The organism is Amycolatopsis sp. NPDC023774 (assembly GCF_040639695.1).
In the GTDB taxonomy this organism is placed as follows: domain Bacteria; phylum Actinomycetota; class Actinomycetes; order Mycobacteriales; family Pseudonocardiaceae; genus Amycolatopsis.
The window spans coordinates 170,394-197,333 of record NZ_JBFAAJ010000001.1; the positions used below are offsets into that span (position 1 = coordinate 170,394).

A 26,940-nucleotide genomic window follows, 5' to 3' on the forward strand; every position below is an offset into this window, starting at 1 on the left:
AACTAGAGCCGCTGCGCCGACTTGGACCCGCGCCGGGCCGCCGCGCGCTGCCAGAAGATGATGCCGAAACCGATGAACCCCAGGACGATCCCGGCGAACGCCGTCCACACCCACACGCCGGCCGTGACGAAAAAGAGCACCACCAGCGCGACGGCCCACAGCGAGGTACCTACGATCACCACCGGGGTCAGGTCGGTCAGGCGCTTGGGCAGGTCCGGCGTGTGCCGCAACGAGCCCGTAACCTCCGCGGGATTGATCGGTTCATCCACGTGGTGAAGGGTACCCCCGGGCGTCCACGAAACGAGCAGGCCGGCAGCGAGCAAGACAGGGGCAGGGCATGACGGATCAGCGCGAGCGGGAGACCGTGTCCACTCTGGACCGGTTCTTCAAGATCACCGAACGCGGCTCGACGGCCGGGCGGGAGATCCGCGGTGGCGTCGTCACGTTCGTGACCATGGCCTACATCGTGGTGCTCAACCCGCTCATCATCGGCAGCTTCGCCGCGGGTACGCCCTCGGCCCACGCCGACGTGCTCGGCCACATCCTGCCCGTGCCGGCCGTCGCCGCGGTGACGGCGCTGGTCGCCGGTGTGATGACGATCCTGATGGGCCTGGTCGCCAACTACCCGTTCGCCATCGCCACCGGCCTGGGCCTCAACAGCCTGCTCGCCGTCACGCTCGCACCCCAGATGACCTGGCCCGAGGCCATGGGCCTGGTCGTGATCGAGGGCGTGATCATCGTCCTGCTGGTGCTCACCGGCTTCCGCACGGCCGTGTTCCGCGCGGTGCCGCCGGCGCTCAAGTCGGCGATCGCGGTCGGCATCGGCCTGTTCATCTGCCTCATCGGCCTCGTGGACGCCGGCTTCGTGCGCCGCCTGCCCGACGACGCGCACACCACCGTCCCGGTCGGCCTCGGCATCAACGGCTCGGTCGCCTCCTGGCCGACGGCCGTGTTCGTGGTCGGCCTCCTGCTCACCGCGATCCTCGTGGCGAAGAAGGTCAAGGGCGCGATCCTCATCGGCGTGCTGGGCTCGACCGTGCTGGCCATCGTCGTCGAGGCGATCGTGAAGGCCGGGCCGTCGAACGGCACCAATCCCAAGGGCTGGAACCTCGGCTATCCGGCGCTGCCGTCGAACGTCTTCGGCATCCCGGACCTGTCGCTGGTCGGCGACGTGTCCTTCGGCGCCTGGACGCGGCTGCCGATCATCACCGTCGTCCTGCTCGTGTTCACGCTGGTGCTCGCCGACTTCTTCGACGCCATGGGCACCATGACCGGCCTCGGCAAGGAAGCCGGCCTGATCGGCAAGGACGGCCAGCTGGCAGGCGTCGGGCGCGCCCTGTTCGTCGAGGGCCTCGCCGGTGCGGCCGGTGGCTTCGGCTCCGCCAGCTCGAACACCGTCTTCGTCGAGTCCGCCTCCGGCATCGCGGAGGGCGCGCGCACGGGCCTCGCCAACGTCGTCACCGGCGTGCTCTTCCTCGCCGCCATGTTCCTGACGCCGCTCTACCAGGTGGTGCCCGTCGAGGCCGCTGCGCCGGCGCTGGTGGTCGTGGGCGCGCTGATGATGGGCCAGGTCCGGGAAATCGACTTCACGGACTTCTCGATCGCGCTGCCGGCCTTCCTCACGATCGTCGTCATGCCGTTCACCTACTCCATCGCCAACGGCATCGGCGCGGGCTTCGTGAGCTACGTCGTCATCCGCGCCGCCACCGGCAAGGCTCGCCAGGTCCACCCGCTGATGTGGGTGATCGCGGTGGCGTTCGTCGCGTACTTCGCGGTGGGTCCGATCCAGGCGGCGCTGAGCTGAGCGGGGAACGGGCGCCGCGCTGACCGGTGCCGACAGCGGTCGGCCTTGAGCTGAGCGTGATCGCGGAGGGTGGCGGGGTTCACCCGTTGGCGCCATTTTCGTGAGGTACGCTAACTATATGTCCGGCGACACGCAAGAGCGCTCCCTCGCGAGCCGCCTGCGTCTCGCGGTGGTCCGGCTCAACCGCCGGCTCCGGGCACAGCGCGTGGGCGACGACGTGACGTTGACACAGACCGCGGCGCTGTCCACCTTGCACAAGTGCGGCCCGCTGACGCCTGGTCAGCTCGCCGCCAAGGAAGGCGTCCAGCCGCCCTCGATGACGAGGGTCATCGCCGCGCTCGAGGAGATGGGGTTCGTCGAGCGGCGTCCGCACCCGACCGATGGCCGGCAGGCCATCGTCGAGTTGTCCGACAGCGGTATGGCCTACGTGAAGAAGGCCATTTCCGTGCGGGAGGCGTGGCTGGATCGGCAACTGGCCGAACTCGGCGAGGAAGAGCTGGACGTGCTCTCCCGCGCCGCTGAGATCATCGACAGGATGGCGGGGAACTAACACCGGTGGCGACCACGGGTAGCGAAGCAGAGCGTACGACCGAAACCATTGCTACCCGGGAGACGGCGCCCCAGCCGGCCGGCCCGCCCGCGTCCGGACCACCCGGTGCCAAGGCGGCCAGGACGCCGAGCCTGCCCGACGGCGCGGACCGCGTGCCCGAAGAACCCGTGAGACCCGCGGAGCCCCAGCGCGGCAAAGGCATGTTCGCCTCGCTGCGCGTGCGCAACTACCGGCTGTTCTTCAGCGGCCAGGTCATTTCGAACGTCGGCACCTGGATGCAGCGCATCGCCCAGGACTGGCTGGTGTTCCAGCTCTCGGGCAACAACCCGGTGGCGCTCGGCATCGCCGTCGCGTTCCAGTTCACGCCGACGCTGCTGCTGTCACTGTGGGCCGGTGTGCTCGCCGACCGCGTCGACAAGCGGCGGATGCTGATCCTCATCCAGAGCATCAACTGCGTGCAGGCCACGCTGCTGGGCGTGCTGAACCTGACCGGCGTCGTGCAGATCTGGCACGTGTACCTGCTGTGCATGATGCTCGGCATCACCTCCGCCGTGGAGGTGCCGACGCGCCAGTCTTTCGTCGCCGAAATGGTGGGCCGCGACCAGATCGCCAACGCCGTCGCGCTCAACTCCTCCATCTTCAACCTGGCCCGCATCGTGGGGCCGGCCATCGCCGGGTTCGCGATCACTTGGGTCGGCACCGGCTGGCTGTTCATCGCCAACGCGGTGAGCACCGTCGCCGTGGTCACCGGGCTCGCCTTGATGAACCCCGCCAAGCTCTTCCGCGGCCCGGCGATCCCCCGCGCGAAGGGCCAGCTCATGGAGGGCCTGCGCTACGTGCGCCGCCGCTCCGACCTGGTCACGGTGATGGTGCTGATGTTCTTCGTCAGCACGTTCGGCATCACCTACTTCACGTCGCTGCCGATCGTCGCCGCCAACGTTTTCCACACCCAAGCCGACGGTTACGGCCTGTTGTCCACGCTCGTCGCCGTGGGGACTTTCGTCGGCGCGCTGTTGTCCGCGCGCCGGGGCATCAGGAGCCGGCCACGGGTGCGGACGATGCTGATCGCCGCCGCCGCGCTCGGCCTGTTCGAGTTCGTCACGGCGTTCATGCCGACGTACCTGGCCTTCGGCCTCGGCCTCATCCCGCTGGGTTTCGCCACCATCACGTTCCTGAACACGGCGAACGCGCTGGTGCAGACGTCCGTCACACCCGAGATGCGCGGCCGCGTGATGGGCATCTACGTGCTGGTGCTCATCGGCGGCAACCCCATCGGCGGCCCGATGACGGGCTGGATGGCCGACGCGTTCGGCGGCCGCTCGCCGTTCTACATCGGCGGCGCGATTTCGCTGGTCGCCGCCGTGGTGTGCGCGCTGGTGCTCATCCGGCGAGGCGGCGTCTCGCTGCCCGTGCGCCGCTTCGGCAACGGCCTGCGTGTGCTCAAGCGCGAACGCGTCTGACCTGCGGATTTCGAAGGGCGCCTCGGTTCGCCGAGGTGCCCTTCAAGCTTTTCGGAGACTTTTCAAGGGGTCACCCGGACGAGTGAGGGGCGGGTCTCCACGACAGGGGACTTGCCTGAGTTGATGAGGTTAGGCTAACCTCATACATGTCCGCTTCGTGGTGGGAGCGGCAGTCAGTTCGGGAACGGACGGAGCCCCGCGCCTGGGAACCCCAGGTGCGGGGCTCCGTTCATTGACGACGGGTTCCGTGACGAGGGTATTGGACCAGGCGTCCTTCACCGGCTCACGACGGGTTCATGGTCGAGTCGGCCACGGGCTCCGTCAAGGGGTGCTCACCTGGTGGGGTCGGCAGCCGCGAGAGCTCCAGGCCGAAGTACACGCGGTACGCGGTCCGCACGGCGTCGTCCGTGGTCAGCAGCACCACGTTGCGCACGCCGTCGACCGTTTCGATCAGCCGGTGCCCCGACAGCGTCACGCGGCCCTGGGAGGTCGGACGCGAGCACGTGAGCCGTCCGGTGAAGCCCGAGAGCGGCGACGTCGACTGCCACCACGCCATCGGTACGAAGTCCGTCAGCGGCCGCGTGCGTGCCTCGAGGCGGTAGACGGGCTTGCCGTCCATCACCACGTCCACGTCGCCGAACGGGGCGTCCAGGAAGAGGAACTCCCCGTCGGGATCGGACTGGACCTCCACGGCCGACAGGCGCAGCGGGCCCCGGCTGAAGCGGCCGAAGCCGACGTCCACCAGCCACTGCTCGTCGTCGAGCTCCACGACCACGGTCGCGTGGTCCAGCGGCGGCCCCGGCTCGCCCTCGTCGGTGAAAACCTGCGCGCTGCGCAGCGCTGCGTCGAAGCCGAGCTCGCGCAGCAGGGCCGCGAAGAGGCCGTTGAGCTCGTAGCAGAAGCCGCCGCGCCGGCGGCGCACGATCTTGTCGAACAGCGCTTCCTCGGTCAGCTCGATGGGTTCACCGAGGTGCACGCTCAGGTTTTCGAACGGCACGCGTTCGAGGTGGCGTTCCTGCAGCTGCCGCAGGGCCGCGAGGTCGGCCTTGGCGGGCAACGCGAGATCGAGGCGGGCGAGGTAGGCGTCGACGTCCATGACCCCAGCCTCACACCTGGAGTGCACTCGAAGTCAAGCGAGAAACGAAAAACGGGGCCCTCCGTCAAGGAGAACCCCGCTTTTGCCCAAGGAGCGGGCTCAGCTGAGCAGCAGGCCGTTGCCGCCGGCGACGGCGTTGTCGAAGCGCTTGCTGATCTCACCCCAGTTGAAGATGTTCCACAGGGCCTTGACGTAGTCCGGCTTCACGTTCTTGTAGTCCAGGTAGAACGCGTGCTCCCACACGTCGACCAGCAGGATCGGCGTGGTCGGCAGGATCAGGTTGTTGTGGTGGTCGCGCAGCTGCTGGGTGATCAGCGTCTTGCCGATCGGGTCCCAGGAGAGCGCACCCCAGCCGTTGCCCTGGATCGTGGTGGAGACGGCGGTGAACTGCGCCTTGAACTTGTCGAAGGAGCCGAACGCCTCGTCGATCGCCGCGGCCAGCTCGCCGGTCGGCTTGTCGCCACCTTCCGGCGAAAGGATCTTCCACCAGACGACGTGGTTCGCGTGGCCGGCCAGGTTGAAGGCCAGCGTGGTCTCCAGGCCGACGATGTTGCCGAAGTCGCCGGCTTCGCGCGCTTCCGCGATCTTGTCGAGCGTGTCGTTCGCGCCCTTGACGTAGGTCGCGTGGTGCTTGCTGTGGTGCAGCTCGTTGATCTGACCGGAGATGTGGGGCGCGAGAGCGCCGTAGTCGTAGTCGAGATCGGGCAGGTTGTACCGGGCCATTGGCCCTCCTTCAGTCTTCGACACAAGTTCCTACTACCGAACCTAGTAGCACACCCGGGTTCGCGGCGACCGGGGGCGGCCTCCGTGCCACAGGGTGGACCCACTCGTTCGGCTACTGCGTACCCGGGTGGGCACTGTGCGAAACCGAGCCTTGTACCTCCACCAAACTGGAGGTCAACTTCTTGTGATCAGCCTCTTCGCCCGGGCGTCAGGCGATCCGGTAGCGGTCCAGGCCCCGTGCCAGCTCGTCGAACACGGCGACGTTGTGCTCGAAGGCGACCAGTGTCTCGTTGATCACCCGGGCGCGGGCGTCGTGGTCCCACGGCGCGGCGTCGAGCTTCGCGCGGTAGCGGTCGCGGAACGCGGGCGCACTGCCGATCTCGTCGAAGCGGTAGAACAGCGAGCCCGCCTCGGCGAGGTCGAAGTTCTTCTCCAGCAGCCGCCGGATGATCTGGCCGCCCGCGATGTCGCCCAGGTAGCGCGTGTAGTGGTGCGCCACGTACCCGCCGGCCCACGCCGACGCTTCGGCGATGCGCGCGGCGTACGCCTCGGTGCTGGCGAGCGGGCGGATCTCGGTGCGCCAGGCCGGGCCGACGAGGCGCTCGAGGTCGCGCTCGAGCGCGGGCAGCCGGCGCAGCTCGTCGAACACGAACTCGCGGCCCACCGCGTCGCCGGTCATCGTGTCGCTGACGCGCTCGATGGCCTGGTAGATGAAGTAGTACTGGATCGCGAGCTGCGTGTAGCCGTCCAGCGAGAGCTCGCCGCCGAGCAGCGCGTTCATGTACGTGGAGTGGTTGGCCCGGTCGTGCACGCCCCTGGTCGACTCCCGCAGCTGTCCGGAGAACGGCCGGGCCTCGAGCTCAGTGGTCACCGACATGGCGGCCTCCCTCTTTTCTGACACGCTGTCAGAATGAGGGTAGGCCACGATCGGGACTGGGGCTCTCTAAAACGGACGGGGATCCGGAAGTTCACTCGAACCGACGGCCTGCAGCACGAACCGCACGGCCGCCTCGATCACGCCGGCCAGCCGCTCGGCGGGCACGTCGATCACCTGCCGCGTGCCGAGCGCCGCGGTGATCATGGGGACCACCACGTCCACATCCTGCGCGGGCCAGCTGCCCGCGTCGACGCCGCCGAGCAGTACCGCGCGCAGCTGCCCGGTGATCGGGTCGGCGTGGGCGCTGATGCGCCGGTAGGCCGCCGGCGCGAGCGCAGACTCCAGCGCGCCGCCGGGCGGCAGGTGGTGCTCGGCGAGCACGCGCAGCTGCAGCCGGACGAACGTGGCCAGCTGCGCGATCGGGTCCGTCTCGGCTTCCACGGCCGTGCGCAGGCGCTCGACGTAGCGCGCCGCCTCGTCCTCGACGAACGCGACGAGCAGGCTTTCCTTGTCGGGGAAGTGGTTGTACAGCGCGGTGCGGCCCAGCCCGGCCTCGGCGGCGACGCCGGCGAGCGTGATCGCGTCGAAGCCGCGCTCGTACAGCTGCGCGCGCAGCACTTCGAACACCCGCGCGCGGACTTCGCGCCGGTGCGCTTCGAGCGAGCCGCCGAGTACCTTCGGCACCGTTGTTCCCCTGCCTGCCTGAGACCTGCTCCGGCCACCATAAGGCCGAACGGGGACGCGTACTCAGTCGGTGAGCGACCAGGTGTGCACGGGTTCGCCGGCGGCCGAGAGCTCGAGGTAGCGGCCCAGCATGCGGTTGAGCGCCGTCTCGCGGTCGGCGCCGCGCTCCTGCGCGCGCAGCACGTAGTCGCGCTGCCAGGTGGCGCCGCTGCGGCGGGCGAGGCAGCGTCGTTCGATCACGCCGAGGTACTTCACGCGCGCCTCGTCGGACACCCCGGAGCGGCGCAAGCCCTCGTGGGCGAGCGGCAGGAGTACACGCAGCGCCAGCTCGTCGGGCGGGATCCAGCCGATGCCCGGCCAGTACAGCTGCGCCTCGAAGCCCTTGCGCGCGCCGGCGTAGAGGTTCTCCTCCGCGGCCTGGAACGACATCTGCGTCCACACCGGGCGTTCCTGCTCGGCCAGCGCGCGCTGGGCGCCGTAGAAGAACGCGGCGTTGGCCACGATGTCGACGATCGTGGGCCCGGCCGGCAGCACGCGGTTCTCGACCCGCAGGTGCGGCAAGCCGTCGACGACGTCGTACACGGGCCGGTTCCAGCGCCAGATCGTGCCGTTGTGCATGCGCAGCTCGGTGAGCTTCGGTGCCTGGCCCGACTCCAGCGTCTCGAGCGGGTCTTCCGCGTCGGTCTGCGGCAGCAGGCCGGGGAAGTACCGCACGTTCTCCTCGAACAGGTCGAAGATCGACGTGATCCACCGCTCGCCGAACCACACTCTCGGCCGAACGCCCTGGTTCTTCAGCTCTTCCGGGCGCGTGTCGGTGGCCTGCTGGAACAGCGGGATGCGCGTCTCGTGCCACAACGCCTTGCCCAGCAGGAAGGGCGAGTTGGCGGCCAGCGCCGTCTGCACGCCGGCGAGGCACTGCGCGGCGTTCCAGTGCGCGGCGAATTCTTCGGGCGCCACCTGAAGGTGCAGCTGAACGGACGTGCACGCGGCTTCGGGCAGGATGGATTCCGCGAAACTGCGGAGCTTTTCCGGCTGTTCGCCCGGAAGCGCGGCGCCGTCCATGGAAAGGGCGATCCGCTCGCCGCGCGCGGCGAAGATCTGGTCGTTCAGCGACGAATAGCGCGCGTTGTTCGTGAGCCATTTCTGGTCGAAGTGCTCTTGACGCAGTGTCGGCAGGATCCCGATCATCGCGAGGGCCGAGCCGGCGTCCGTGGCCTTGGCAGACGCTTTGCCGAGGTATGCGCGCAGATCTTCTTCCAGCTGAAGAGCCGAATCGCCGGCGAGCGGGCGCGGCGGCACGTTCAGCTCGAGGTTGTGCTGCCCGAGCTCGGTGGTGAACGAGGGGTCGTCGAGCGCTTCCAGCACCGCCGTGTTGGTCATCGACGGGCGCAGTTGCCCGTCGACGAGGTTCAGCTCCACTTCGAGCCCGATGTTCTTGCGGGGGAAGGAAAAGCTGCCGTCCGTCAGCATCCGGGCGAGCGTGTCGAGGCAGCGTTGGACCTTGCGGCGGTACCGTCCTCGGTCCAGCTGGTCGAACGGTTTCGCCGAAAGATCGGTACCCATGTCTGACGCGCTCCTTGGCTGCTGTCCGCGGGTGTCCGGGCGGGGACTGCCAGGCCGCCCACCGTCGCACAGTGCGGCGCATCCGGGCTAGCGGCCAAACTGGTGCTCTCCGTCACGGGGGGTTGACCGTGTGCGAAAATGGCCCATTCGTACCAGAGTTCTCCGGTCGTTCGGACCAGCTTCGTGCGGGATGGGGTTCCAACATGCGGGTGTCACACTGTGCGGTGTGGCTGAACTGATCTTCACCGAGGATCCGGAAGATCCCCGGCTCGACGATTTCCGCGACTTGTCCACTGCGGACCGGCGACCGGACCGTCCCGGCGGGCGGGGGCTCGTGATCGCGGAAGGCACCGTGGTGGTCGAGCGGATGCTCGCTTCGCGGTACCCCGTGCGTGCGTTGCTCGGCGTGGAACGGCGGGTGCGTGACCTCGACCTTTCCGGCGTCGCCGCGCCCGCGTATGTGACGTCGGCGGAAACGATGGCTTCCGTCGTGGGGTTCCACCTCAACCGCGGGGTGCTGGCGGTGGCCGATCGTCCGGCGCCGCCCGCGGTTTCGGAGATCATCGCCGGTGCGCAGGTGCTCGCCGTGCTCGAAGGCGTCGGCGACCACGAGAACCTCGGTTCGATCTTCCGCAACGCGTCCGCGCTCGGCGTCGGCGGGGTCCTGCTGGGACCGGGCTGCTCGGATCCGCTCTACCGGCGCAGCGTGCGCGTGTCGATGGGCCACGTGCTCCGCGTGCCCTTCGCTCCGCTGGACGGGTGGCCGGACGACCTGAATCTCTTGCGGGAGAGCGGTTTCACCGTGGCGGCGCTCACACCGCGGCCGGGTTCCGTTCCGCTGCGCGGACTGCGCGAGAAGGTGGGTGAGCGCGTGGCTTTGATGCTCGGCGCCGAAGGCCCCGGGCTCACCGACGAGGCGATCACGGCCGCGGATCTGGCCGTGCGCATCGAGATGGTGGCGGGGGTCGACTCCCTGAACGTCGCCACCGCCGCCGCGGTCGCGTTCCACGAGGTCGCCGCCACGCGTTGAGGTGCTCACATTTCCGGGATACCCATTTCGCGCCGATAACCACAGGCGGAAATGTCGATCGGTCAACGACCGTGGTGTGTCCGGCCCCGGCCGCGCGGCAAGCCTTGGCATCGGCGGGCCGGCGCGGCTATTTTTCGCGCGCTGATCAACATTCGGGTGAGCCGGATTTCGCCGGAGAAGGCCGAAGTGCTGCGCTCGTGGCTCGCGGAAGCCGGGGAATGTGCGGCCGAGGTCGAGGTGACGCTGGTGGACGAAGGTGTGCGGCACGCGCGCGTGATGGCCGAGGTGGACGGCACGCCGGTGGCGGTCGAGGAGCTGCTCGACGTGCGGCTCTGAGTCCGGTCGGTTTCCGCGCCGGGTGCCGGTCCCGCCGAGCGGCTCGCGGGGCTTACGCTGCTGCGGGCAGGTGCAGTCGCGTTCGACGGCAGCACCCGCAGGTGGGTATGCCCAGCAGGAGGACGTCAGTGGAGCTGCGGATCCGGGGCGAGCGTGCGGTGCTCGCCGGCCCGGGTGGCGAGGGTGCGCGCGAAGTAGACCCGCGGCGGCTGGCGATCGGGGCCGACCTGGCACAGGCGCTGCACGAGTGGGCGCGCGTCGCGTCGGCGGTGTCGCGGGCGGGGGGCGACGCGGAGATCGCCACTTCGGTTGTGTCGCAGCGGGGGCGGCAGCTGGCCGGGCGGCTGGCGACGGTGATGGGGACGACGGTGCGCTTCGTGGACCCGGTGTCCGGGGTCGAGACGGTGATCGAGCCGCCCGCGCGCGTGGTGGCGCGGTGGCGTGGGGTGCCTGGAGCGACGACTGAGCCGACGCCGTGGCTGACCGGACTGACGGTGTCGGCGTTCGCCGCGGTGCTCGTGGCCGTGGCGATGCTCGCGTTGGCGGAAACCCTCGTGCGCGAGACGAGCGTGTGGATCGCGCTGGTGGCGTCGGTCGTGGTGACGGCCGGGATCGGGCCGTCGCTGTGGCTCGGTCGGCGGCTGCCGATCGTGCGGTGGGCGGTCTACGGCGCGGGTGCCGGCATCGTCGCCGCGTGGCTGGGTGTACTGGCGATCGTGCTCTGACCGGCCGATACTGGCCCGATGACACCCCTCGACGAGTTGCGCAGGCTGTGCCTCGCGCAGCCCGAGGCCACCGAACGGCTCAGCCACGGCGAGCCGACGTGGTTCGTGCGGGGCAAGAAGACGTTCGTGATGTTCGCGAACCACCACCACGACGACGGGCGCTTGGCCTTCTGGTGCCCGGCGCCGCCCGGTGCGCAGGAGGACCTCGTGCGCACCGAGCCGGAGCGGTTCTTCCGCCCGCCCTACGTCGGGCACCGCGGCTGGCTCGGCGTGCGCCTCGACGTGGACGTCGACTGGGCCGAGATCGACCACATCGTGCGCGACGCCTACCGGCTGGTCGCCCCGAAGTCGCTGGCCTTGCTCCTCGACTGAGAACTAGCCGCGCTGCGAACGCACGCCCAGCAGCACGTCTTCCCACGACGGCACGATGGGGTGGTTCTTCTTGGGCTTCGCGCGCGGCTGGTCGTCGTCGGCGGCCTCGTCGTCGGACGGGACGCGCGGGATCTCCCGGGTGTCGTCGTCCTCCTCGTGCGGGTCCGCCGGCGCCTCGACGGCGAGCCGCTCGTCCTCGGCCGAGTCCAGCGTCGGCTGCACGACGGCGTCACGCGCCGGGTCGAGCGCGCGGACCGTGCGCGGCGGGCGGTAGGAGTTGGGGTTGAGCAGCACCTCGGCGTTCTCGTCGAGGGCGTGCACAGTGCCGCCGTGAGCGCCGGGCGAGAACGACCAGTGGGCGCGGTTGTCGGAGCGCCCGGCCTTCCACTGCAGCACGACGACCCACTTGCCGTCGTCGCCGCGCCAGGAGTCCCAGCGGGCCTGGCTGTAGTCGTGGCCGCGGACGCCGAACGCGTACGCGATCACCTCACCGAGCGTCTGCACGTCGGGACCGTCTTCGCGGACGGGGTGGGCGCTCTGGGCGAGCTCGGCCGTGCGAGAACGCTCCAGCAGCACAGGGTAGGCGAACCGCTCCACGCGCTGCACCGAGACGCCGGCGCCGCTCGCGACCTGTTCGACGGACTCGCCGGCGCGGATTCGCGCCTGGATCTCGCGTGGCCGCATCTGGCTCTCCAACTCGATCTCGATCTGGCCCAGCCGAGCGATGTCCCCCCTCGCCGCCGCTCGCAGTGTTTCGTCGGCCGGGAGCAGGAAACGGGTACGGCTCGCCGGGTCCTCGAGCACGATGGACTTGCCATCCTCGTGCAGCCCGACCACCCGTAGCGCCCGCATTTCTCGCCTCCCCGATCTTCACCTTTGTGGGTGCTCACGTTAGAACGGCGCGTCGGCTTGACGCGCGAGGCGCGCCGATGCATCACCCATCCATCACCTTTTTGGCGACGGTCTGCGTCATCCTCCCGGGCCGCTCACCGGGAGGCCGTGGGACACGCCGACCACGTTCCGTCACGAATGAGTGGTGTTCCGTGTTCGTGGCGCAACGCACGACGGGCCCCTCCCGGAGTGAGAGGGGCCCGTCGGTGCGGAACTCAGCGGCGAGGACCTCAGCCCAGCCGCTCGACCACGTACTCGATGCTCTGCGTGAGCTTCGTGATGTCGTCGGGGTCGATGGCCGGGAACAGGCCGATGCGCAGTTGGTTGCGGCCGAGCTTGCGGTACGGCTCGGTGTCGACGATGCCGTTGGCGCGCAGCACCTTGGCCACGGCCGCGGCGTCGACCTCGTCGGCGAAGTCGATGGTGCCGACGACCTGCGAGCGCAGCTCCGGGTCCTTCACGAACGGCGTGGTGTAGGAGGTCTTCTCGGCCCACTCGTACAGCCGGTTCGACGAGTCCTGCGTGCGCGCGGTCGTCCAGGCGAGCCCGCCCTGGCCGTTCATCCACTCGATCTGGTCGGCGAGCAGGAAGAGCGTGGCCACGGCCGGGGTGTTGTACGTCTGGTCCTTGCGCGAGTTGTCCAGCGCTGTGGTGAGCGACAGGAACTCGGGGATCCAGCGGTCACCGCTGCCGAGCTCGCCGATGCGCTCGACCGCGGCCGGCGACGCGAGGGCGATCCACAGGCCACCGTCGGACGCGAAGGACTTCTGCGGCGCGAAGTAGTAGACGTCGAAGTCCTCGGCCTTCACCGGCAGGCCGCCGGCGCCGGACGTCGCGTCGATCGCGATCAAGGCGTCACTGGCAGCGCTGTTTTCGGGGCGGCGGACCGGCACCGCGACACCGGTCGAGGTTTCGTTGTGCGCCCAGCCGACGAGGTCGGCACCGGTTTCGTACGCGATGTCGGGCGCGCTGCCCGCATCCGCCTTCACGATGATCGAGTCGGCGAGGAACGGCGCCTTGTTCGTGACGCTCGCGAACTTCGAGGAGAACTCGCCGTAGGTGAAGTGCTGCGCGCGCTCGCGCACGAGCCCGAACGCGGCGGCGTCCCAGAACGCGGTGGTGCCGCCGTTGCCGAGGATGACCTCGTAGCCCTCCGGCAGGGAGAACAGCTCGGACAGCCCCGCGCGCACGCGCCCGACCAGCGACTTCACCGGCTTCTGGCGGTGCGACGTGCCGAGGTAGGTGTGGCCGGACTCAGCCAGCTTGGCGAGCTGCTCGTCACGGACCTTGGACGGTCCGCAACCGAAGCGCCCATCGGCCGGCTTGAGGTCTTCGGGGATGCTCAACTCCGCTGCATCGGTCATGTGGGCAGTCTCTCAGGTCGGGATGCGCCTGCTCAATGCGGTGGGGAGGTGTCCGGCATGTGGAACGCGACACTCAGCGCCATCCGTTCTCGTCGACACCGCCCGGAATCGGCGCGGCGGGGTCGTACGGGGTGCGGGTGAAGATGAACGTCGCGAGGTCCAGGTGGTTGGCCGTGCCCGACGCGTCGCGGCCGACGGTGAGGGTTTCGCCGGTGTAGTAGCCGTCGAGGCCGAGCCACGTGTCCGGGCCGGTGGGACGGAACCGGGACGCGCGCCCGGCGCCGTTTACGGGATCGAGCGAGATGAGGTCCGAGCCCAGCACCCGCAGGTGGTAGGGCGTCGGACCCCAGTGCCACAGGCCCGTGAGCGCGAGCAGCGCCGGGTCCACAGTGGACGGCTCCCACTCGTCGGGCAGCGCGGGCTCCAGCTCGTCGGTCATCGTGAGCAGGTCGAGAGTCAGCTGCGTGATGCCGACGCCCGCGGTCGCGTTGGTGAGGCACAGCGCGCCGGTGCCGGTGGCCGGGTCGACGAGCGACGCGGCGAGGAAGCCCGGCATCGAGCCGGTGTGGCCCGCGAGGTGGCGGCCCTCGTAGCGCACCACCATCACGCCGAGGCCGAAGCCAGTGGTCCAGACCTCGGCGTCGTCGACGGTGTTCATCGTGCGCATCTCGGCCACGGTGTCCTCGCTCAGCACACCACCGGTGTGCCCGCCCAGGAACGACGTCCAGCGGCCGAGGTCCTTGACCGTCGACCAGAGCTGGCCGGCCGGGGCCATCGCGCCGGCGTCGGGCGAGGGCTCGGGCAGCAGGACGTCGGCGAACGGGTGCACGGCGAAGCCCTCGGCGTGCGCGCCCTCGGGGTGCGGTGTCGTGCGGGTCATGCCCAGCGGGGTGAGGATCTCCTCGCGCACGACGTCGAACCACGGCTTTTCGCGGTGGCGGGCCACGAGCTCGCCCAGCACGCCGAAGCCGACGTTGGAGTAGTGGAACTTGAAGCCGGGGCGCAGTTTCGTCGCGTCCTTGTCGAGGCTCGCCACGAGAGCGGCCCAGTCGGCGCCCGGCGTGCGCTCCCACCACAGGCCCGGCGACTCCGACGTGAGGCCGGAGGTGTGCGAGAGCAGCTGCGCCACCGTCGCCGTGGCGAACGCGGTGCCGGGCAGGTGCTTCTCGATCGGGTCGGTGAGCTCGAGTCGGCCCTCGTCACGCAGGCGCAGCACGGCCGTGGCGATCATCGTCTTGGTGATCGAGCCGAGGCGGTACTGCGTGTCGTCGTCGGGCCGCGCGGAGCCGACGCGGCCGCGCGCGCCGGACCACACGAGGTTCCCGTCGCGCACCACGGCGGCGACGAGGGACGGCGTGCGGGAGGCCGCCTGCTCCCGCGCGAGCCGGCGGTACAGGGCGAGTTCGGTGGAAGCGAGCATGCCGGCCATTCTGCCTCGCGCGGCTCAGCCCAGCAGCTGCCGGTCCAGCGCCGTGGTGACGGCGGCGGTGCGGTCGGACACGCCGAGCTTGCCGAACACGCGCAGCAGGTGTGTTTTCACCGTCGCTTCGCCGATGTGCAGCGAGCGCCCGATTTCGGCGTTGGTCAGCCCCTTCGCGACGAGCCGCAGCACCTCGACTTCGCGCGCCGACAGGGGCGACGCGGCTTCCGGGTTTCGCACGCGGTTCACGAGCTTGCCCGCCACCGACGGCGCCAGCACCGTCTCGCCGCGCGCCGCCGCCCGGATCGCGCCCGCCAGCTCGGCGCGGGAGGCGTCCTTGAGCAGGTACCCCGCTGCGCCCGCTTCGACGGCCCGCAGGATGTCGGCGTCGGTCTCGTACGTGGTGAGCACGACGATCCGCCGCTTCGGTGTCTCCTTGAGGATGCCGCGGATCGCGCCGACGCCGTCGAGACCCGGCATGCGCAGGTCCATCAGCACGACGTCGGGCTGCCTCACGCGGTCGAGCGCGATGGCTTCGTGGCCCGAGCCCGCTTCGCCGACCACGGTCAGATCGGCCTCGGCCTCGAGCATCCCGCGCAGGCCTTCGCGCACCACGGGGTGGTCGTCGACCAGCATGATCGTGATCACGCGGGCACCTCCAGCTCCAGTTCGGTCCCGCCGCCCACGCCACCGCGCAGGCTCAGCCATCCGCCCACCTGCTCGACGCGCGAACGCATCCCGCGCAGGCCGAAGCCGTCGGTGGGCGTGTCCGGGGAAAAGCCGCAGCCGTCGTCGTGCACGCGCAACCGTACCGTTCCGTCCACTGCGGACAGCCGTACCTGAACCGACTCCGCGCCCGCGTGCTTGCGGATGTTGGCCAGCGCCTCCTGCGCGCCGCGCAGCAGCACGACCTCGGTGACCGTGGCCAGCGGCGGCAGGGGATCGTCCACTTCGTACTCGACGTGCAGGCCGGCCTCGTCGGCGAGGCGCTCGGCCGCGCGGCGCACCGCGTCGGTCAGCGTGCCGGCCGCGAGGTCCGAAGGCGCGAGCGCCGCCACCATCGCGCGGGCCTCGGCCAGGTTCTCGCGGGCCGTGGCCGACGCCAGCGCGAGGTGCCGGCGGGCCGCCGTGACATCGGTGTCCAGTTCGGACTCGATGGCCGGCGTGAGCGTGACGATGCTGGTGAAGCCCTGCGCCAGCGTGTCGTGGATTTCGCGGGCCAGGCGCTCGCGTTCGGCCGCGGTGCCGGCCTCGCGCGAGAGCCGCGAGACCTCGGCCTGGCTGTCTTCCAGCTGCCGGATGAGCTCGGCGCGCGCGGCGCTCTGCTTGATGACGTCGGTGGTGAACTTGCCCGCCAGCACGCTGAACACCACGAGGATCGCGGTCATCGGCAGCAGGATCGGCAGGCTTGGGTTTTCCCACCCGCCCCGGACGACGGCGGCCACCGGGTCCAGCAGGATCAGCACCGTCGTGAGCACGATGCCCGGGCGGATCTCCTGCAGCATGAACAGCATCGGGCAAGCCATGAACAGGATGAACGAGGCGGTGGTGTCGGAGAAGATGGCCGTGGCCACGAGCACCGCCAGCACGCTCGTCGCGACGGTGCGGGGCACGGGGTTGTCGTCGGTGCGCACGATCCGGCGCCCGGTCGCGAAGTAGCCGATGAGCAGCGCCGCGAGCGCCGTCTCCGCGACGACCTTCTCCGCGAGGGAGACGTCGTCGAAGAGCACCAGGAGGGCGGTCGCCACGTAGACGACCGCGAACAGCACCTCCCAGACCCAGAACGAGCGCTCCCACGCGTCGTCGTGGGAGGTCACCGGGGCTCGTTCGTCCACCGGAACGTGAGCCTCGCGAGCACGAGCCCAGCCACGCACCAGGCGCCCAGCACCAGAGCCACCGTCGGAAGTTCCCATGTCCCCGCCATCTCCTGACTCGCGGCCGCCTCCGGCAGGAACACCGACCGGAAACCCTGGCAGATCCATTTCAGCGGGGAGAACGACGCGATGTCGACCATGATCTTCGGCAGGTGCGTGATCGGCGTGACGAACACACCCGAGATGAACTGCAGCACCAGGTAGACCACTTGCACCACGGCCACCGTGCCGTTGGCGGTGCGCGTGAGCGAGCTGATCGAGATGCCGAGCAGCGTCGAGGAGATCACGCCCAGCAGCATCACCCACACCAGCGTGGCCCACTTCTCGCCGTCGGCGGGCAGCCTCAGCCCGAACAGGAGCATCGCGACCGCGGCCATGATCACCGTCTGGGCGAGGCTCGTGACGAGCACCATGATCATCTTGCCGATGAAGTACGACGCCGCCGCCATCGGCGTGCCGCGTAGGCGCTTGAGCGCGCCCACCTCGCGGTCGGCGGCGATCCCGATGCCGACGCTGTTGAATGACGTCGACACGATGCCGGCGCCGAGCATGCTCGCGGCGAGCAACTGGCCGGACGACACCCCGGCCTGTCCGGTCGGACCGTCCAGAATGGACCCGAGCAGGATCATCAGCACCGCGGGCAGGGAGAAGGTGAAGACCACCTGCTCCTTGTTGCGGAAGAACTGCCGGAGCTCGAAGCTGCCGCGGGCGGCGCCGAGCGTGAAGGTGCCCGGCAGGGCCGGCGCGTTGACGACGGTGGTCACAGGTTCCCTCCGATCAGCCCAAGGTAGATGTCCTCCAGGCTGGGGCGGGTCACGGTGAGGCCGGTGAGCTCCCTCGAGCCACCGGACAGCATCGTGACGAGTTTCGTCGGGTACGCGGTGCGCTCCTCGTGGTCCCCGGTTTCGTCGCTCCACCGCACGATCGCCTCGGCCTGGCCGCGGCCCCCGAGAGCTTCGGGAGTCCCCTGTGCGACCACGCTGCCGTCGGCGATCACCACGAGCCGGTCGGCCAGCGCCTCCACCTCGTCGAGGTAGTGCGAGGTCAGCAGGATGGTGGTGCCTTCCTCGGCGAGACCGTCGATCAAGCCCCAGAACTGCCGCCGCGCCTCGGGGTCGAACCCCGTGGTGGGCTCGTCGAGGAAGAGCAGTTGGGGCCGGCCGATGATCCCGAGTGCCACGTCGACGCGGCGGCGCTGCCCGCCCGAAAGCGACTTCACGCGAGCGCCGGCCTTTTCCGTGAGGCCGACCTGGTCGATCACCGCCTCCGGGTCTCGCGGGTTGGGGTAGTACTTCGCGAAGTGCCGCACGGTTTCCGTGACGGTCAACTCGGCCGCGTCGGTCGCGGTCTGGAGCACGATGCCGAGCCGGGAGCGCCACGCGCGGCCGGCCTTGCCGGGGTCTTCGCCGAGCACCTCGGCTTCGCCGGCCGTGCGCTGCCGGTGCCCTTAGAGAATCTCGACGGTCGTGGTCTTGCCCGCGCCGTTGGGCCCCAGAAGCGCGAACACCTCGCCGTGGTGGATGTCGAGGTCGAGTCCACCCACGGCGACGTGGCCGGGGTACTCCTTGCGCAGTCCGCGCACCCTCACTGCTGTGGTCATGGCTCAATCCTGCGGCCACGTACCGTCATCGCGGGACATCCGGCCAGTGGAACCCGCTTGTCCACCGAACGGCGGACACGAGCCGGTGTCTCCCGTGGAACCAGCGAAAACGCCGTTGCGAACCCCGAAAAGCACCTACTGCACGAACGCCCTGCAGACGGCAACCGCCGCCGAGGTGAACCGCCTTGTTGACAAACTGTCTAACATGACGGAATGTCTCACAAGCAGGTGACCGCCAGTGACGGTGTCCGCCTCTCGGTCCGCGTGACCGGCGCCGCGGAGGGACCCACGGTCGTGCTCGTCCACGGCTACCCCGACAACGGCTCGATGTGGGACGGCGTGGCCGCCGAGCTCGGCCGCCGCCACCGCGTCGTGGTCTACGACGTGCGCGGCGCGGGTGAGTCCGACAAACCGAAGGCGCGCAGCGCGTACCGCCTCGACCAGCTCGCCTCGGACCTCGCGGCGGTCGCCGACGCCGTGCAGCCGACCGGCAAGGTCCACCTGCTCGCCCACGACTGGGGTTCGATCCAGACCTGGCACGCGGTCACCGGCGACGAGCTGCGCGGGCGGATCGCGTCGTACACATCGATCTCCGGCCCGAGCCTCGATCACGCCGGTGCGTGGTTCCGCTCGCAGCTGCGGCGGCCGTCGGGTCTGCCGCGTGCAGCGAGGCAGTTCCTGCACTCGTACTACATCCTGCTGTTCCAGCTCCCGCTCGTGCCGGAGCTGGGCTGGAGCTCGGGGATCGTGCCCGCGTTGATCCGCCGCCTCGACCCGGCCGCGGGACACGTCTCGACGGCCGACGCCGTGCACGGGCTGAAGCTGTACCGCGCCAACATGTTCACGCGGCTTTCCCGGCCCGCGCCGCGTTCGGCCGACGTGCCGGTGCAGGTGCTCGCGCCCGCGGGCGACGCGTTCGTGACCACACCGCTGCAGACGGAGATCTCGCGCTGGGTGCCGGACCTGCGCGTGCGGCGGCTCACCGGCTCGCACTGGATCGTCCGCAGCAATCCGGACGTGATCGCCTCGGCGACGGCGGAGCTGATCGACCACGTCGAGGGTGGTGCGGAGAGCCGGGCGCTGAAGCGTGCTCGCGTCGGTGGTGCCGAGCGCGGCCGGTTCCCGAACCGGCTCGTAGTCGTGACCGGGGCCGGCAGTGGGATCGGGCGGGCGACCGCGCTCGCGTTCGCCGACGAGGGTGCCGACGTGGTGGTCACCGACCTGAACCCGGCGGCGGCCATGGAGACGGTAAAGCTGGTGCGGGACAAGGGTGTCGAGGCCGGACAGTACACAGTGGACGTTGCCGACGGCCACGCCATGGCCCGGTTCGCCGAGCAGGTGCGCGCGGAGTTCGGCGTGCCCGACATCGTGGTGAACAACGCGGGCATCGGCATGTCGGGGCCGTTCCTCGACACGTCGCTGGCCGACTGGGAGAAGGTCGTGGACGTGAACCTGTGGGGCGTGATCCACGGGTGCCGCGTGTTCGCGCCGATAATGGTCGAGCGCGCCGAGGGCGGGCAGATCGTGAACCTCGCGTCAGCCGCCGCGTACCTGCCGTCGAAGGTCCTCACGGCTTACGGCACGACGAAAGCCGCCGTGCTCGCGCTGAGCGTCGGGCTGCGCGCGGAGCTGGCGGGCGACGGCATCGGCGTCACGGCGATCTGCCCTGGCCTGGTGAACACCAACATCACCAGCTCCACGCGATTCGTCGGCGTCGCGCCGGACGAGGAAGCGCGGCGGCAGAAGGCGTCGACGAAGCTCTACGCGCGGCGCGGCTTCGGCCCGGAGAAGGTGGCGCGCGACATCCTGCGGGCCGTCGAGCGCGACCGCGCGATCCAGCCGTCGACGCCGGAAGCGAAGGTCGCGCTGGTCCTGTCGCGGCTGACCCCCGGCCTGCTGCGCGCGGCGGCGAAGCTGGACGTCACCCCGTGAGCCGCCCGCGCCGGATGACCCCGCAGGCCCGGCGAGACGACCTGATCGCCGCCGCGCTGGACCTGTTCGGCAGCCGCGCGCCGGAGCTGGTGACGGTGGACGACATCGTCGCGCGCGCCGAGGTGTCGCGGCCGCTGTTCTACCGCTACTTCCCGAGCCTGCGCGAGCTGCAGGTCGAGGCGTTGCGTACGGTCACCGACGGCCTCGTCGACGGGCTCGAGCACTTGGAGCAGGGGCCGCCGGAGGACCGGCTGCGCACAGCTGTGCGGGGGCTGATCGACGTGGCCGACCACTACCGCGCGGGCTACGTCGCCTTGCTGCGCAGCGGTTCCGTGATCGCGACGTCGGAGACGGACTCGGCCATCGATGAGGTGCGCAACCGGTCCGTGGAGCTGATCCTCGACGCGCTAGGCCTCGCCGAGCCGTCGCCGCTCGTGCTGCTGACGCTGCGGTGCTGGACGGCCGTGGTGGAGGGCGCGCTGCTGTCGTGGCTCCAGGAACGCAACGTGCCGCGCGAAATCCTCGAGGGCTGGCTCGTCGACCAGCTCACGGCCATGCTCACCACGACCGCCGCCCACGACCCCGTCGCCTCCGGCACCTGACCCGAGCACCCCAATGCGACGTTGATTGCGTTCAACGCACCGAACGCCACATTGGGGCGGCGTGGGTCACTGCTTGGTGACGGTTTCCCAGCCCTCGACGTCCTCGGGCTTGCGGGGCTCCGGGCCCACGTACTTCGCCGACGGGCGCACGAGACGGCCGGTCTGCTTCTGCTCCAGGATGTGCGCCGCCCAGCCGGCGGTGCGCGCGGAGGAGAACATCGCGGGCATCATCTGCGGCGGCACCTTCGCGAAGTCCAGGATCACGGCGGCCCAGAATTCCACGTTGGTCTCGATCGGGTGGTCCGGGCGGCGCTGGCGCAGCTCGGACAGCGCGGCCTGCTCCAGCGCCGCGGCGGCCTCGTAACGCTCGGCGCCGAGTTCCTGGCAGGTGCGGCGCAGCACGCGGGCCCGCGGGTCCTCCGCGCGGTACACGCGGTGGCCGAAGCCCATCAGGCGCTCCCTGCGGTCGAGAATGCCCGTGACCAGACCGGCGGCGTCACCGGTCCGCTCGACCTCTTCGATCATCGGCAGCACGCGCGCGGGCGCGCCACCGTGCAGCGGGCCCGACATCGCGCCGATGGCACCCGAGAGCGCGGCGGCCACGTCCGCGCCCGTCGACGCGATCACGCGCGCGGTGAAGGTCGACGCGTTGAGGCCGTGTTCGGCGGCGGAGACCCAGTAGGCATCGAGCGCCTTCACGTGGGCCGGGTCCGGCTCGCCGCGCCAGCGGACCATGAATCGCTCGGTGATCGTCGAGGCCTCGTCGACCTTCGACTCCGGCACGGCCGGCTGCGAAATGCCGCGCGCCGACTGCGCGATGTAGGACAGCGCCATCACCGACGCCCGCGCGAGCTGGTCGCGGGCCTGCTCGTCGGTGATGTCGAGCAGCGGCTCGTAGCCCCAGATCGGCGCGAGCATCGGCAGCGCCGCCTGCACGTCCACGCGTACGTCGCCCGTGTGCACGGGAAGCGGGAACGGCTCGGCGGGCGGAAGACCGTTGCCGAACCGGCCGTCCACGAGCAGGCCCCACACGTCCCCGAAGCTCACCTTGCCGGCGAGGTCCTCGATGTCGACACCGCGGTACCGCAGCGCGCCGCCGTCCCGGTCGGGTTCGGCGATTTCGGTGCGGAACGCCACCACGCCTTCGAGGCCGGGGCGGAAGCCGTCATCGGCCTGGTCGGAGTTCGTCTGCTTGATGGTGGAGGTAGTCACTTCGCGAACCTTTCGATGCGCATTTCCCCGGCTTTGTCGGACCACTCGCGCTGACGGGATACACGCAAACCTCGGCGCGCCTCATCGCACGGATGGACAAACCTTGCTCCTCTGCCGGGCCGTGGGCAATGAAAGATGTGGTGGTTTCGGTCACGATTCCGAGAACGATTCAGTCCAGGAAGCGGTGTCGCGGCAGGTTCTTCGGCAACGGGCTGTGACCGAGCCCGAAGACACCCGGTGTACCGGAGGTAAATCCTGTGTTTCCGAACCCGGTGACCCGGCGGACTCGGTGATACAACCTGTCGCATGCACCTGAGCCCGCAGGAACGCGACAAGCTGCTGGTCCACGTCGCCGCCGACGTCGCGCGCCGCCGTCTCGAGCGCGGCGTGCTGCTCAACTACCCCGAGGCCGTCGCGCTGATCACCGACCACGTGCTCGAAGGCGCGCGGGACGGGCTTTCCGTGAGCGAGCTCGCAGCGAGCGGCCGAAGCGTGCTCTCGCGTGCGCAGGTGCTCTCCGGGGTGCCCGAAATGGTCGACTCCGTGCAGGTGGAGGCCACTTTCCCGGACGGGACCAAGCTCGTCACCGTGCACGACCCGATCGTCTAGGAGAACCGAGTGCGGCCAGGCGAGATCATCCCCGGCGACGAGCCCGTGGAGCTGAACCCCGGACGGGAGCGCGTGCGGTTGCGAGTGCGCAATCTCGGTGACCGGCCTGTGCAGGTCGGTTCGCACTACCACTTCGCGGCGGTGAACCCGGGGCTGGAGTTCGACCGCGAAGCCGCGCGGGGGCACCGGCTCGACGTGCCGGCCGGGACGTCGGTGCGGTTCGAGCCGGGGGTCGAGCGGGAAGTCGATCTTGTTCCGCTGCGCGGAGACCGGCGGGTGCCGGGGCTACGCACCGAATACGCCGGGGAGTTCTGAGAATGCCGCAGATCGATCGTGAGCGTTACGCGGAACTGTTCGGCCCCACCACCGGTGATCGGATCCGGCTGGCCGACACGGAGCTGCTCATCGAGGTGACCGAAGACCGGTCGATGGGCCCTTCGGGGGCCGGTGACGAGGTGCTCTTCGGCGGCGGAAAGGTCATCCGCGAGTCGATGGGTCAGGGCATGGCCACGCGCGCGGAAGGCGCCCCCGACCTGGTCATCACCGGTGCCGTGATCCTCGACCACTGGGGTGTGGTGAAGGCCGACGTCGGCGTGCGCGACGGCCGGATCGTCGGCATCGGCAAGGCCGGCAACCCCGACACGATGGACGGCGTCGACCCCGCGCTCGTGATCGGCCCGGCCACGGAAGTGCTGTCGGGCAACGGGAAGATCCTCACCGCCGGTGGCATCGACTGCCACGTGCACTTCGTCTGCCCGCAGCTCGTGGACACCGCGCTCGCCGCGGGCCTGACCACGCTCGTGGGCGGCGGCACCGGACCGAACGAGGGCACCAAGGCCACCACCGTCACGCCCGGCGCGTGGAACCTCGGCCGCATACTGTCCGCAATGGACAGTTATCCGGTCAACGTCCTGCTGCTGGGCAAGGGAAACACCGTCCGGCACGAGGCCCTGCGCGAGCAGCTCGCCGCCGGCGCCGGCGGGTTCAAGCTGCACGAGGACTGGGGCAGCACGCCCGCCGCCATCGACGCGTGCCTCACGGTGGCCGACGAGTCCGGCGTGCAGGTGGCCATCCATACCGACACGCTGAACGAGGCCGGCTTCCTCGAGTCCACTGTGGAAGCGATCCGCGGCCGCTCGATCAACGCGTACCACACCGAAGGCGCCGGCGGCGGCCACGCGCCGGACATCATCCAGGTCGTCTCGCTGCCGCACATCCTGCCGTCCTCGACCAACCCGACGCGCCCGCACACCGTGAACACGCTCGACGAGCACCTCGACATGCTGGTGGTCTGCCACCACCTCAACCCGTCGGTGCCCGAGGACCTCGCGTTCGCCGAGAGCCGGATCCGGCCGAGCACCATCGCCGCCGAGGACGTGCTGCACGACCTGGGCGCCATCTCGATGATGAGCTCCGACTCGCAGGCGATGGGCCGCATCGGCGAGGTGATCATCCGGACCTGGCAGACCGCGCACGTGATGAAACGCCGCCGCGGCGCGCTGCCCGGCGACGGCGCGGCCGACAACCTGCGCGCGCGTCGTTATGTCGCCAAGTACACGATCAACCCCGCCGTCGCCCACGGCATCGACGCCGAGATCGGCTCGGTGGAGGTCGGCAAGCTCGCGGACCTCGTGCTGTGGGAACCGAAGTTCTTCGGCGTGCGCCCGCACGTGGTGCTCAAGGGTGGCTTCCCGGCGTGGGCGGCGATGGGGGACGCGAACGCCTCGATCCCCACCCCGCAGCCGGTGCTGGCGCGGCCGATGTTCGGCGCCGTGCCGCGCGTGGCCGCCGCGTCGAGCCTCCACTTCGTGGCGCCGGAGGCCCTCGGTTCGGGGCTCGCGGAGACGTTCGGCATCAACCGGCCGCTGGTCGCCGTCGCGAACACGCGGGCGCGGACGAAGACCGACATGGTGCTCAACGACGCGACCCCGGACGTGCGCGTGGAGCCCGACAGCTTCGCCGTGCGGGTGGACGGCGAGCTGATCGAGCCGACGCCGGTGACGGAGCTGCCGATGGCCCAAAGGTACTTCTTGTTCTGATGGACCTCTCCGCGCTGATCCTCGCCGACTCCCGCTTCCCCGGGGGCGGCCACGTGCACTCCGGCGGCCTGGAGGAGGCCGTGGGCCGCAGGCTCGTGACGACCGAAGCCGACCTGCCGGGGTTCCTGCTCAGCCGCCTGCGCACAGCGGGCGCGCTGTCGGCCGCGTTCGCCGCGGCCTCGGCCCAAGCCGCCGGCCGTGGTGTCCACAGTGGATACTGGGGGCGGCTCGATCAGGAGCTCGACGCGCGTACGCCCTCGCCCGCCCAGCGCGTGGCGTCACGGGCCCAGGGCCGTGGCACCGCGCGGGCCGGGGCCGTCGCGTGGCCGTCGCCGGTGCTGACCGCGCTGCTGGCCGAGACGCCGCGGCCGCACCACCCGATCGTCTGCGGGGCGCTGGTGGGCATCGCCGGTGGCGAGCCGGCCGAGGCCGCGGCTGCCGTGGCGTACCTGGCCGTGAGCGGGCCGGCGAGCGCGGCCGTGCGGCTGCTGGGGCTCGACCCGTTCGCCGTCAACGCCGTGGTCGCGAGGCTCGGCACCGAGGTGCGCGCCGTGGCCGGAGCCGCCGCCGACGTCGCCGGGCTGGACCCGGCCGACCTGCCCGCGCCGGGCTCGCCCGCGCTGGACCTGTTCGCCGAGGCCCACGCCCGGCACCACGAGGAAGAGGTGCGTCTCTTTGCCAGCTGAACACGACCATCACCACGGTCATGGTCACGGTCACGTCCACCCGGTCAGCTTCGATCCGACGAAGACCGAACCGGACCACTACGCCCCCGCCCCGACTGCCGGGCGCGCCTACCGCATCGGCATCGGCGGTCCCGTCGGCAGCGGCAAGACGGCGCTCACCGCGGCGCTGTGCCGCGCGCTCGGCGGCGAGCTCAACCTCGCCGTGGTCACCAACGACATCTACACCACCGAAGACGCCGATTTCCTGCGCAAGGCCGGCGTACTCGCGCCCGAGCGCATCGCGGCCGTGCAGACCGGCGCCTGCCCGCACACCGCGATCCGCGACGACATCACCGCCAACCTCGACGCCGTCGAGCAGCTCGAGGAACGCTTCCCGGCCCTGGACCTGGTCATCATCGAAAGCGGCGGCGACAACCTCACCGCCGTGTTCAGCCGTGGCCTCGCCGACAGCCAAGTGTTCGTGGTCGACGTCGCCGGCGGCGACAAGGTGCCGCGCAAGGGCGGCCCCGGCGTGACGACGGCCGACCTGCTGGTGATCAACAAGGTCGACATCGCTCACCTCGTCGGCGCGGACCTCGACGTGATGACGTCCGACGCGCACCGCATGCGCGGCGAGCTGCCGGTCATCGCGCAGTCGCTCGTGGACACGCCGGACGCGCCGGACGTTGCGCGGTGGGTGCGGTCGGTACTGCCGGTGCGCGCGGGGTGAAGGCCCACGCGCGGGTGGTCGCGTGCTTCGAGGACGGCCGGACGGTGTTGCGCGAGCTGCGCTCGATGGCGCCGCTCACGTTGTTCCCACGCCGCCGCACCGGCCGGGAGGCCGTGGTGCACCTCGTCAGCTCCGCCACCGCGCCGCTGGGCGGTGACGAGCTGCTGCTCGACGTCCGCGTCGGGCCTGGCGCGGTACTGCGGCTGTCCGGGGTGGCGGCGACGCTCGCGTTGCCGGGGCCGTCCGGCGGCGGCAGTTCGTCCACTGTGGACATCGAGGTGGCCGACGGTGGTGAGCTCGCGTATCTGCCCGAGCCGACGGTGGTCACCGCCCGCGCGGACCACACGGCGGTGCTGCGCGCGACCCTCGGGGAAAAATCCCGTTTCCACACCCGGGAGGTCCTGGTGTTGGGCCGTGCGGGTGAACGGCCCGGCCGGCTCACCGCGACCACGCACGTGATCCGCGCCGGAATTCCGCTGCTGCGCCAGACGCAGACGATCGGTGACCCGGCACTGGACGCCGGGCTGGCCGTGCTGGCGGGCAAGCGGGTGCTCGCGACCGATCTCGAAGTGGGTTTTCTCCCGCGTTCCGCGGCTTCGGGTGACTGGTGGGCGCGCACCTCACCGGCCGCCGGGGTCACGCTCACCACGGCGCTGGCGGAAGATGCGGTGGTTGCCGCGCGGCTGTTGCCTTGAACCGCTTGGGCTGCTAAAACTTCGTGCCCAGCCAGCGCACGTCGACCAGGAACGCCGACACGGTGTTCCAGCGAGGGGAAGCCCTGC

General features: G+C 70.4%; 28 protein-coding genes and 1 pseudogene. 15 read left to right on the forward strand and 14 right to left on the reverse strand.

Annotated features, from left to right (window positions below; genetic code table 11):
• Positions 1–2: 2 nt before the first annotated feature.
• Entirely contained in the window at positions 3–230 is a 228-nt protein-coding gene (locus AB0F91_RS00860; protein WP_360595088.1) for a DUF2530 domain-containing protein, read from the reverse strand.
• Between the two features lie 107 nt (positions 231–337).
• Between AB0F91_RS00860 and AB0F91_RS00865 the strand changes: the two genes are divergently transcribed.
• From AB0F91_RS00865 to AB0F91_RS00875, 3 genes are all read left to right on the forward strand, one after another.
• The gene (locus AB0F91_RS00865) at positions 338–1,804 is read left to right on the forward strand and encodes an NCS2 family permease (RefSeq protein WP_360593600.1); all 1,467 of its coding nucleotides are present in this window, start codon (positions 338–340) and stop codon (positions 1,802–1,804) included.
• Between the two features lie 118 nt (positions 1,805–1,922).
• Positions 1,923–2,354: a MarR family transcriptional regulator gene (locus AB0F91_RS00870; protein ID WP_360593601.1), complete on the forward strand. Its 432-nt coding sequence runs from the start codon at positions 1,923–1,925 to the stop codon at positions 2,352–2,354.
• A 200-nt stretch (positions 2,355–2,554) separates the two neighbouring features.
• Positions 2,555–3,814: an MFS transporter gene (locus AB0F91_RS00875; protein ID WP_360595089.1), complete on the forward strand. Its 1,260-nt coding sequence runs from the start codon at positions 2,555–2,557 to the stop codon at positions 3,812–3,814.
• A 283-nt stretch (positions 3,815–4,097) separates the two neighbouring features.
• On the opposite strand, the gene AB0F91_RS00880 is transcribed toward AB0F91_RS00875, so the two are convergent.
• The 5 genes from AB0F91_RS00880 to AB0F91_RS00900 all read right to left on the reverse strand — a co-directional run bounded on the left by AB0F91_RS00880 (position 4,098) and on the right by AB0F91_RS00900 (position 8,757).
• Positions 4,098–4,910: an arylamine N-acetyltransferase gene (locus AB0F91_RS00880; RefSeq protein ID WP_360593602.1), complete on the reverse strand. Its 813-nt coding sequence runs from the start codon at positions 4,908–4,910 to the stop codon at positions 4,098–4,100.
• Between the two features lie 99 nt (positions 4,911–5,009).
• Positions 5,010–5,633, reverse strand: a complete 624-nt coding sequence (locus AB0F91_RS00885) for a superoxide dismutase (protein WP_360593604.1) — start codon at positions 5,631–5,633, stop codon at positions 5,010–5,012.
• Positions 5,634–5,841: 208 nt separating this feature from the next.
• The gene (locus AB0F91_RS00890; protein ID WP_360593605.1) at positions 5,842–6,510 is read right to left on the reverse strand and encodes a biliverdin-producing heme oxygenase; all 669 of its coding nucleotides are present in this window, start codon (positions 6,508–6,510) and stop codon (positions 5,842–5,844) included.
• Between the two features lie 66 nt (positions 6,511–6,576).
• On the reverse strand, positions 6,577–7,194 hold the full coding sequence (locus tag AB0F91_RS00895; protein ID WP_360593607.1) for a TetR/AcrR family transcriptional regulator: 618 nt from the start codon (positions 7,192–7,194) through the stop codon (positions 6,577–6,579).
• A gap of 63 nt (positions 7,195–7,257) precedes the next feature.
• A complete protein-coding gene (locus AB0F91_RS00900) occupies positions 7,258–8,757 on the reverse strand; it encodes a glutamate-cysteine ligase family protein (protein WP_360593608.1) in 1,500 nt (499 codons plus the stop codon).
• Between the two features lie 226 nt (positions 8,758–8,983).
• On the opposite strand from AB0F91_RS00900, the gene AB0F91_RS00905 reads away from it, so the two are divergent.
• The 4 genes from AB0F91_RS00905 to AB0F91_RS00920 all read left to right on the forward strand — a co-directional run bounded on the left by AB0F91_RS00905 (position 8,984) and on the right by AB0F91_RS00920 (position 11,220).
• Positions 8,984–9,787, forward strand: a complete 804-nt coding sequence (locus AB0F91_RS00905) for an RNA methyltransferase (RefSeq protein ID WP_360593609.1) — start codon at positions 8,984–8,986, stop codon at positions 9,785–9,787.
• Positions 9,788–9,943: 156 nt separating this feature from the next.
• On the forward strand, positions 9,944–10,123 hold the full coding sequence (locus AB0F91_RS00910) for a hypothetical protein (protein ID WP_360593611.1): 180 nt from the start codon (positions 9,944–9,946) through the stop codon (positions 10,121–10,123).
• A 128-nt stretch (positions 10,124–10,251) separates the two neighbouring features.
• A complete protein-coding gene (locus AB0F91_RS00915; RefSeq protein WP_360593613.1) occupies positions 10,252–10,848 on the forward strand; it encodes a DUF2537 domain-containing protein in 597 nt (198 codons plus the stop codon).
• Positions 10,849–10,866: 18 nt separating this feature from the next.
• Positions 10,867–11,220 (forward strand): MmcQ/YjbR family DNA-binding protein, encoded by a 354-nt coding sequence (locus AB0F91_RS00920; protein ID WP_360593615.1) that lies wholly within the window; start codon positions 10,867–10,869, stop codon positions 11,218–11,220.
• Between the two features lie 3 nt (positions 11,221–11,223).
• Here the strand turns inward: AB0F91_RS00920 and sepH are convergent, their stop codons facing one another.
• The 7 genes and pseudogenes from sepH to AB0F91_RS00955 all read right to left on the reverse strand — a co-directional run bounded on the left by sepH (position 11,224) and on the right by AB0F91_RS00955 (position 18,369).
• Positions 11,224–12,072, reverse strand: coding sequence for a septation protein SepH (sepH, locus tag AB0F91_RS00925; protein WP_360593617.1), 849 nt, complete (start codon positions 12,070–12,072; stop codon positions 11,224–11,226).
• Between the two features lie 269 nt (positions 12,073–12,341).
• The gene (serC, locus tag AB0F91_RS00930) at positions 12,342–13,475 is read right to left on the reverse strand and encodes a phosphoserine transaminase (RefSeq protein WP_360593618.1); all 1,134 of its coding nucleotides are present in this window, start codon (positions 13,473–13,475) and stop codon (positions 12,342–12,344) included.
• Positions 13,476–13,548: 73 nt separating this feature from the next.
• Complete coding sequence (locus AB0F91_RS00935; RefSeq protein WP_360593619.1) at positions 13,549–14,895, reverse strand: serine hydrolase domain-containing protein; 1,347 nt, start codon at positions 14,893–14,895, stop codon at positions 13,549–13,551.
• A gap of 24 nt (positions 14,896–14,919) precedes the next feature.
• Positions 14,920–15,543 (reverse strand): response regulator transcription factor, encoded by a 624-nt coding sequence (locus AB0F91_RS00940; RefSeq protein WP_360593621.1) that lies wholly within the window; start codon positions 15,541–15,543, stop codon positions 14,920–14,922.
• Positions 15,540–16,712 (reverse strand): sensor histidine kinase, encoded by a 1,173-nt coding sequence (locus AB0F91_RS00945; RefSeq protein ID WP_360593622.1) that lies wholly within the window; start codon positions 16,710–16,712, stop codon positions 15,540–15,542. Before AB0F91_RS00945 ends, AB0F91_RS00940 begins: the two co-directional genes overlap by 4 nt.
• On the reverse strand, positions 16,709–17,533 hold the full coding sequence (locus tag AB0F91_RS00950) for an ABC transporter permease (protein WP_360593624.1): 825 nt from the start codon (positions 17,531–17,533) through the stop codon (positions 16,709–16,711). Before AB0F91_RS00950 ends, AB0F91_RS00945 begins: the two co-directional genes overlap by 4 nt.
• Positions 17,530–18,369 (reverse strand): annotated as a pseudogene (locus AB0F91_RS00955) (ABC transporter ATP-binding protein). Before AB0F91_RS00955 ends, AB0F91_RS00950 begins: the two are co-directional and overlap by 4 nt.
• Before the next feature lie 213 nt (positions 18,370–18,582).
• Here AB0F91_RS00955 and AB0F91_RS00960 point away from each other — a divergent pair.
• Together AB0F91_RS00960 and AB0F91_RS00965 are read left to right on the forward strand one after the other, a co-directional pair.
• On the forward strand, positions 18,583–20,301 hold the full coding sequence (locus AB0F91_RS00960) for an SDR family oxidoreductase (RefSeq protein WP_360593626.1): 1,719 nt from the start codon (positions 18,583–18,585) through the stop codon (positions 20,299–20,301).
• Between the two features lie 14 nt (positions 20,302–20,315).
• Positions 20,316–20,903, forward strand: a complete 588-nt coding sequence (locus tag AB0F91_RS00965; RefSeq protein ID WP_360595091.1) for a TetR/AcrR family transcriptional regulator — start codon at positions 20,316–20,318, stop codon at positions 20,901–20,903.
• 66 nt (positions 20,904–20,969) lie between these two features.
• Here AB0F91_RS00965 and AB0F91_RS00970 read toward each other — a convergent pair whose 3' ends face one another.
• Positions 20,970–22,115, reverse strand: a complete 1,146-nt coding sequence (locus tag AB0F91_RS00970) for a citrate synthase 2 (RefSeq protein WP_360593628.1) — start codon at positions 22,113–22,115, stop codon at positions 20,970–20,972.
• Between the two features lie 306 nt (positions 22,116–22,421).
• Here AB0F91_RS00970 and AB0F91_RS00975 point away from each other — a divergent pair, with 306 nt between their 5' ends.
• The 6 genes from AB0F91_RS00975 to AB0F91_RS01000 are packed head-to-tail and all read left to right on the forward strand — an operon-like array spanning position 22,422 to position 26,853.
• On the forward strand, positions 22,422–22,724 hold the full coding sequence (locus AB0F91_RS00975) for an urease subunit gamma (protein ID WP_360593630.1): 303 nt from the start codon (positions 22,422–22,424) through the stop codon (positions 22,722–22,724).
• A 9-nt stretch (positions 22,725–22,733) separates the two neighbouring features.
• Positions 22,734–23,039, forward strand: coding sequence for an urease subunit beta (locus AB0F91_RS00980; protein ID WP_360593632.1), 306 nt, complete (start codon positions 22,734–22,736; stop codon positions 23,037–23,039).
• A 2-nt stretch (positions 23,040–23,041) separates the two neighbouring features.
• Complete coding sequence (locus AB0F91_RS00985) at positions 23,042–24,763, forward strand: urease subunit alpha (protein ID WP_360593633.1); 1,722 nt, start codon at positions 23,042–23,044, stop codon at positions 24,761–24,763.
• On the forward strand, positions 24,763–25,449 hold the full coding sequence (locus tag AB0F91_RS00990; RefSeq protein WP_360593635.1) for an urease accessory UreF family protein: 687 nt from the start codon (positions 24,763–24,765) through the stop codon (positions 25,447–25,449). Before AB0F91_RS00985 ends, AB0F91_RS00990 begins: the two co-directional genes overlap by 1 nt.
• Positions 25,439–26,158 carry an urease accessory protein UreG gene (gene ureG / locus AB0F91_RS00995; RefSeq protein WP_360593637.1) on the forward strand — a complete coding sequence of 240 codons (720 nt, stop codon included), beginning with the start codon at positions 25,439–25,441 and terminating at the stop codon, positions 26,156–26,158. The genes AB0F91_RS00990 and ureG overlap by 11 nt, the downstream gene beginning before the upstream one ends.
• Positions 26,155–26,853, forward strand: a complete 699-nt coding sequence (locus AB0F91_RS01000) for an urease accessory protein UreD (protein ID WP_360593639.1) — start codon at positions 26,155–26,157, stop codon at positions 26,851–26,853. Before ureG ends, AB0F91_RS01000 begins: the two co-directional genes overlap by 4 nt.
• The last annotated feature ends 87 nt before the right edge of the window (positions 26,854–26,940 follow it).

What these genes read in the sequence shown, in the direction of transcription:
- AB0F91_RS00865 (WP_360593600.1), top strand. Translation starts at nt 338, where the DNA reads ATGACGGATCAGCGCGAGCGGGAGACCGTGTCCACTCTGGACCGGTTC.
- AB0F91_RS00870 (WP_360593601.1), top strand. Translation starts at nt 1,923, where the DNA reads ATGTCCGGCGACACGCAAGAGCGCTCCCTCGCGAGCCGCCTGCGTCTC.
- AB0F91_RS00875 (WP_360595089.1), top strand. Translation starts at nt 2,555, where the DNA reads ATGTTCGCCTCGCTGCGCGTGCGCAACTACCGGCTGTTCTTCAGCGGC.
- AB0F91_RS00880 (WP_360593602.1), bottom strand. Translation starts at nt 4,910, where the DNA reads ATGGACGTCGACGCCTACCTCGCCCGCCTCGATCTCGCGTTGCCCGCC.
- AB0F91_RS00885 (WP_360593604.1), bottom strand. Translation starts at nt 5,633, where the DNA reads ATGGCCCGGTACAACCTGCCCGATCTCGACTACGACTACGGCGCTCTC.
- AB0F91_RS00890 (WP_360593605.1), bottom strand. Translation starts at nt 6,510, where the DNA reads ATGTCGGTGACCACTGAGCTCGAGGCCCGGCCGTTCTCCGGACAGCTG.
- AB0F91_RS00900 (WP_360593608.1), bottom strand. Translation starts at nt 8,757, where the DNA reads ATGGGTACCGATCTTTCGGCGAAACCGTTCGACCAGCTGGACCGAGGA.
- AB0F91_RS00920 (WP_360593615.1), top strand. Translation starts at nt 10,867, where the DNA reads ATGACACCCCTCGACGAGTTGCGCAGGCTGTGCCTCGCGCAGCCCGAG.
- sepH (WP_360593617.1), bottom strand. Translation starts at nt 12,072, where the DNA reads ATGCGGGCGCTACGGGTGGTCGGGCTGCACGAGGATGGCAAGTCCATC.
- serC (WP_360593618.1), bottom strand. Translation starts at nt 13,475, where the DNA reads ATGACCGATGCAGCGGAGTTGAGCATCCCCGAAGACCTCAAGCCGGCC.
- AB0F91_RS00935 (WP_360593619.1), bottom strand. Translation starts at nt 14,895, where the DNA reads ATGCTCGCTTCCACCGAACTCGCCCTGTACCGCCGGCTCGCGCGGGAG.
- AB0F91_RS00960 (WP_360593626.1), top strand. Translation starts at nt 18,583, where the DNA reads ATGTCTCACAAGCAGGTGACCGCCAGTGACGGTGTCCGCCTCTCGGTC.
- AB0F91_RS00965 (WP_360595091.1), top strand. Translation starts at nt 20,316, where the DNA reads ATGACCCCGCAGGCCCGGCGAGACGACCTGATCGCCGCCGCGCTGGAC.
- AB0F91_RS00975 (WP_360593630.1), top strand. Translation starts at nt 22,422, where the DNA reads ATGCACCTGAGCCCGCAGGAACGCGACAAGCTGCTGGTCCACGTCGCC.
- AB0F91_RS00985 (WP_360593633.1), top strand. Translation starts at nt 23,042, where the DNA reads ATGCCGCAGATCGATCGTGAGCGTTACGCGGAACTGTTCGGCCCCACC.
- AB0F91_RS00990 (WP_360593635.1), top strand. Translation starts at nt 24,763, where the DNA reads ATGGACCTCTCCGCGCTGATCCTCGCCGACTCCCGCTTCCCCGGGGGC.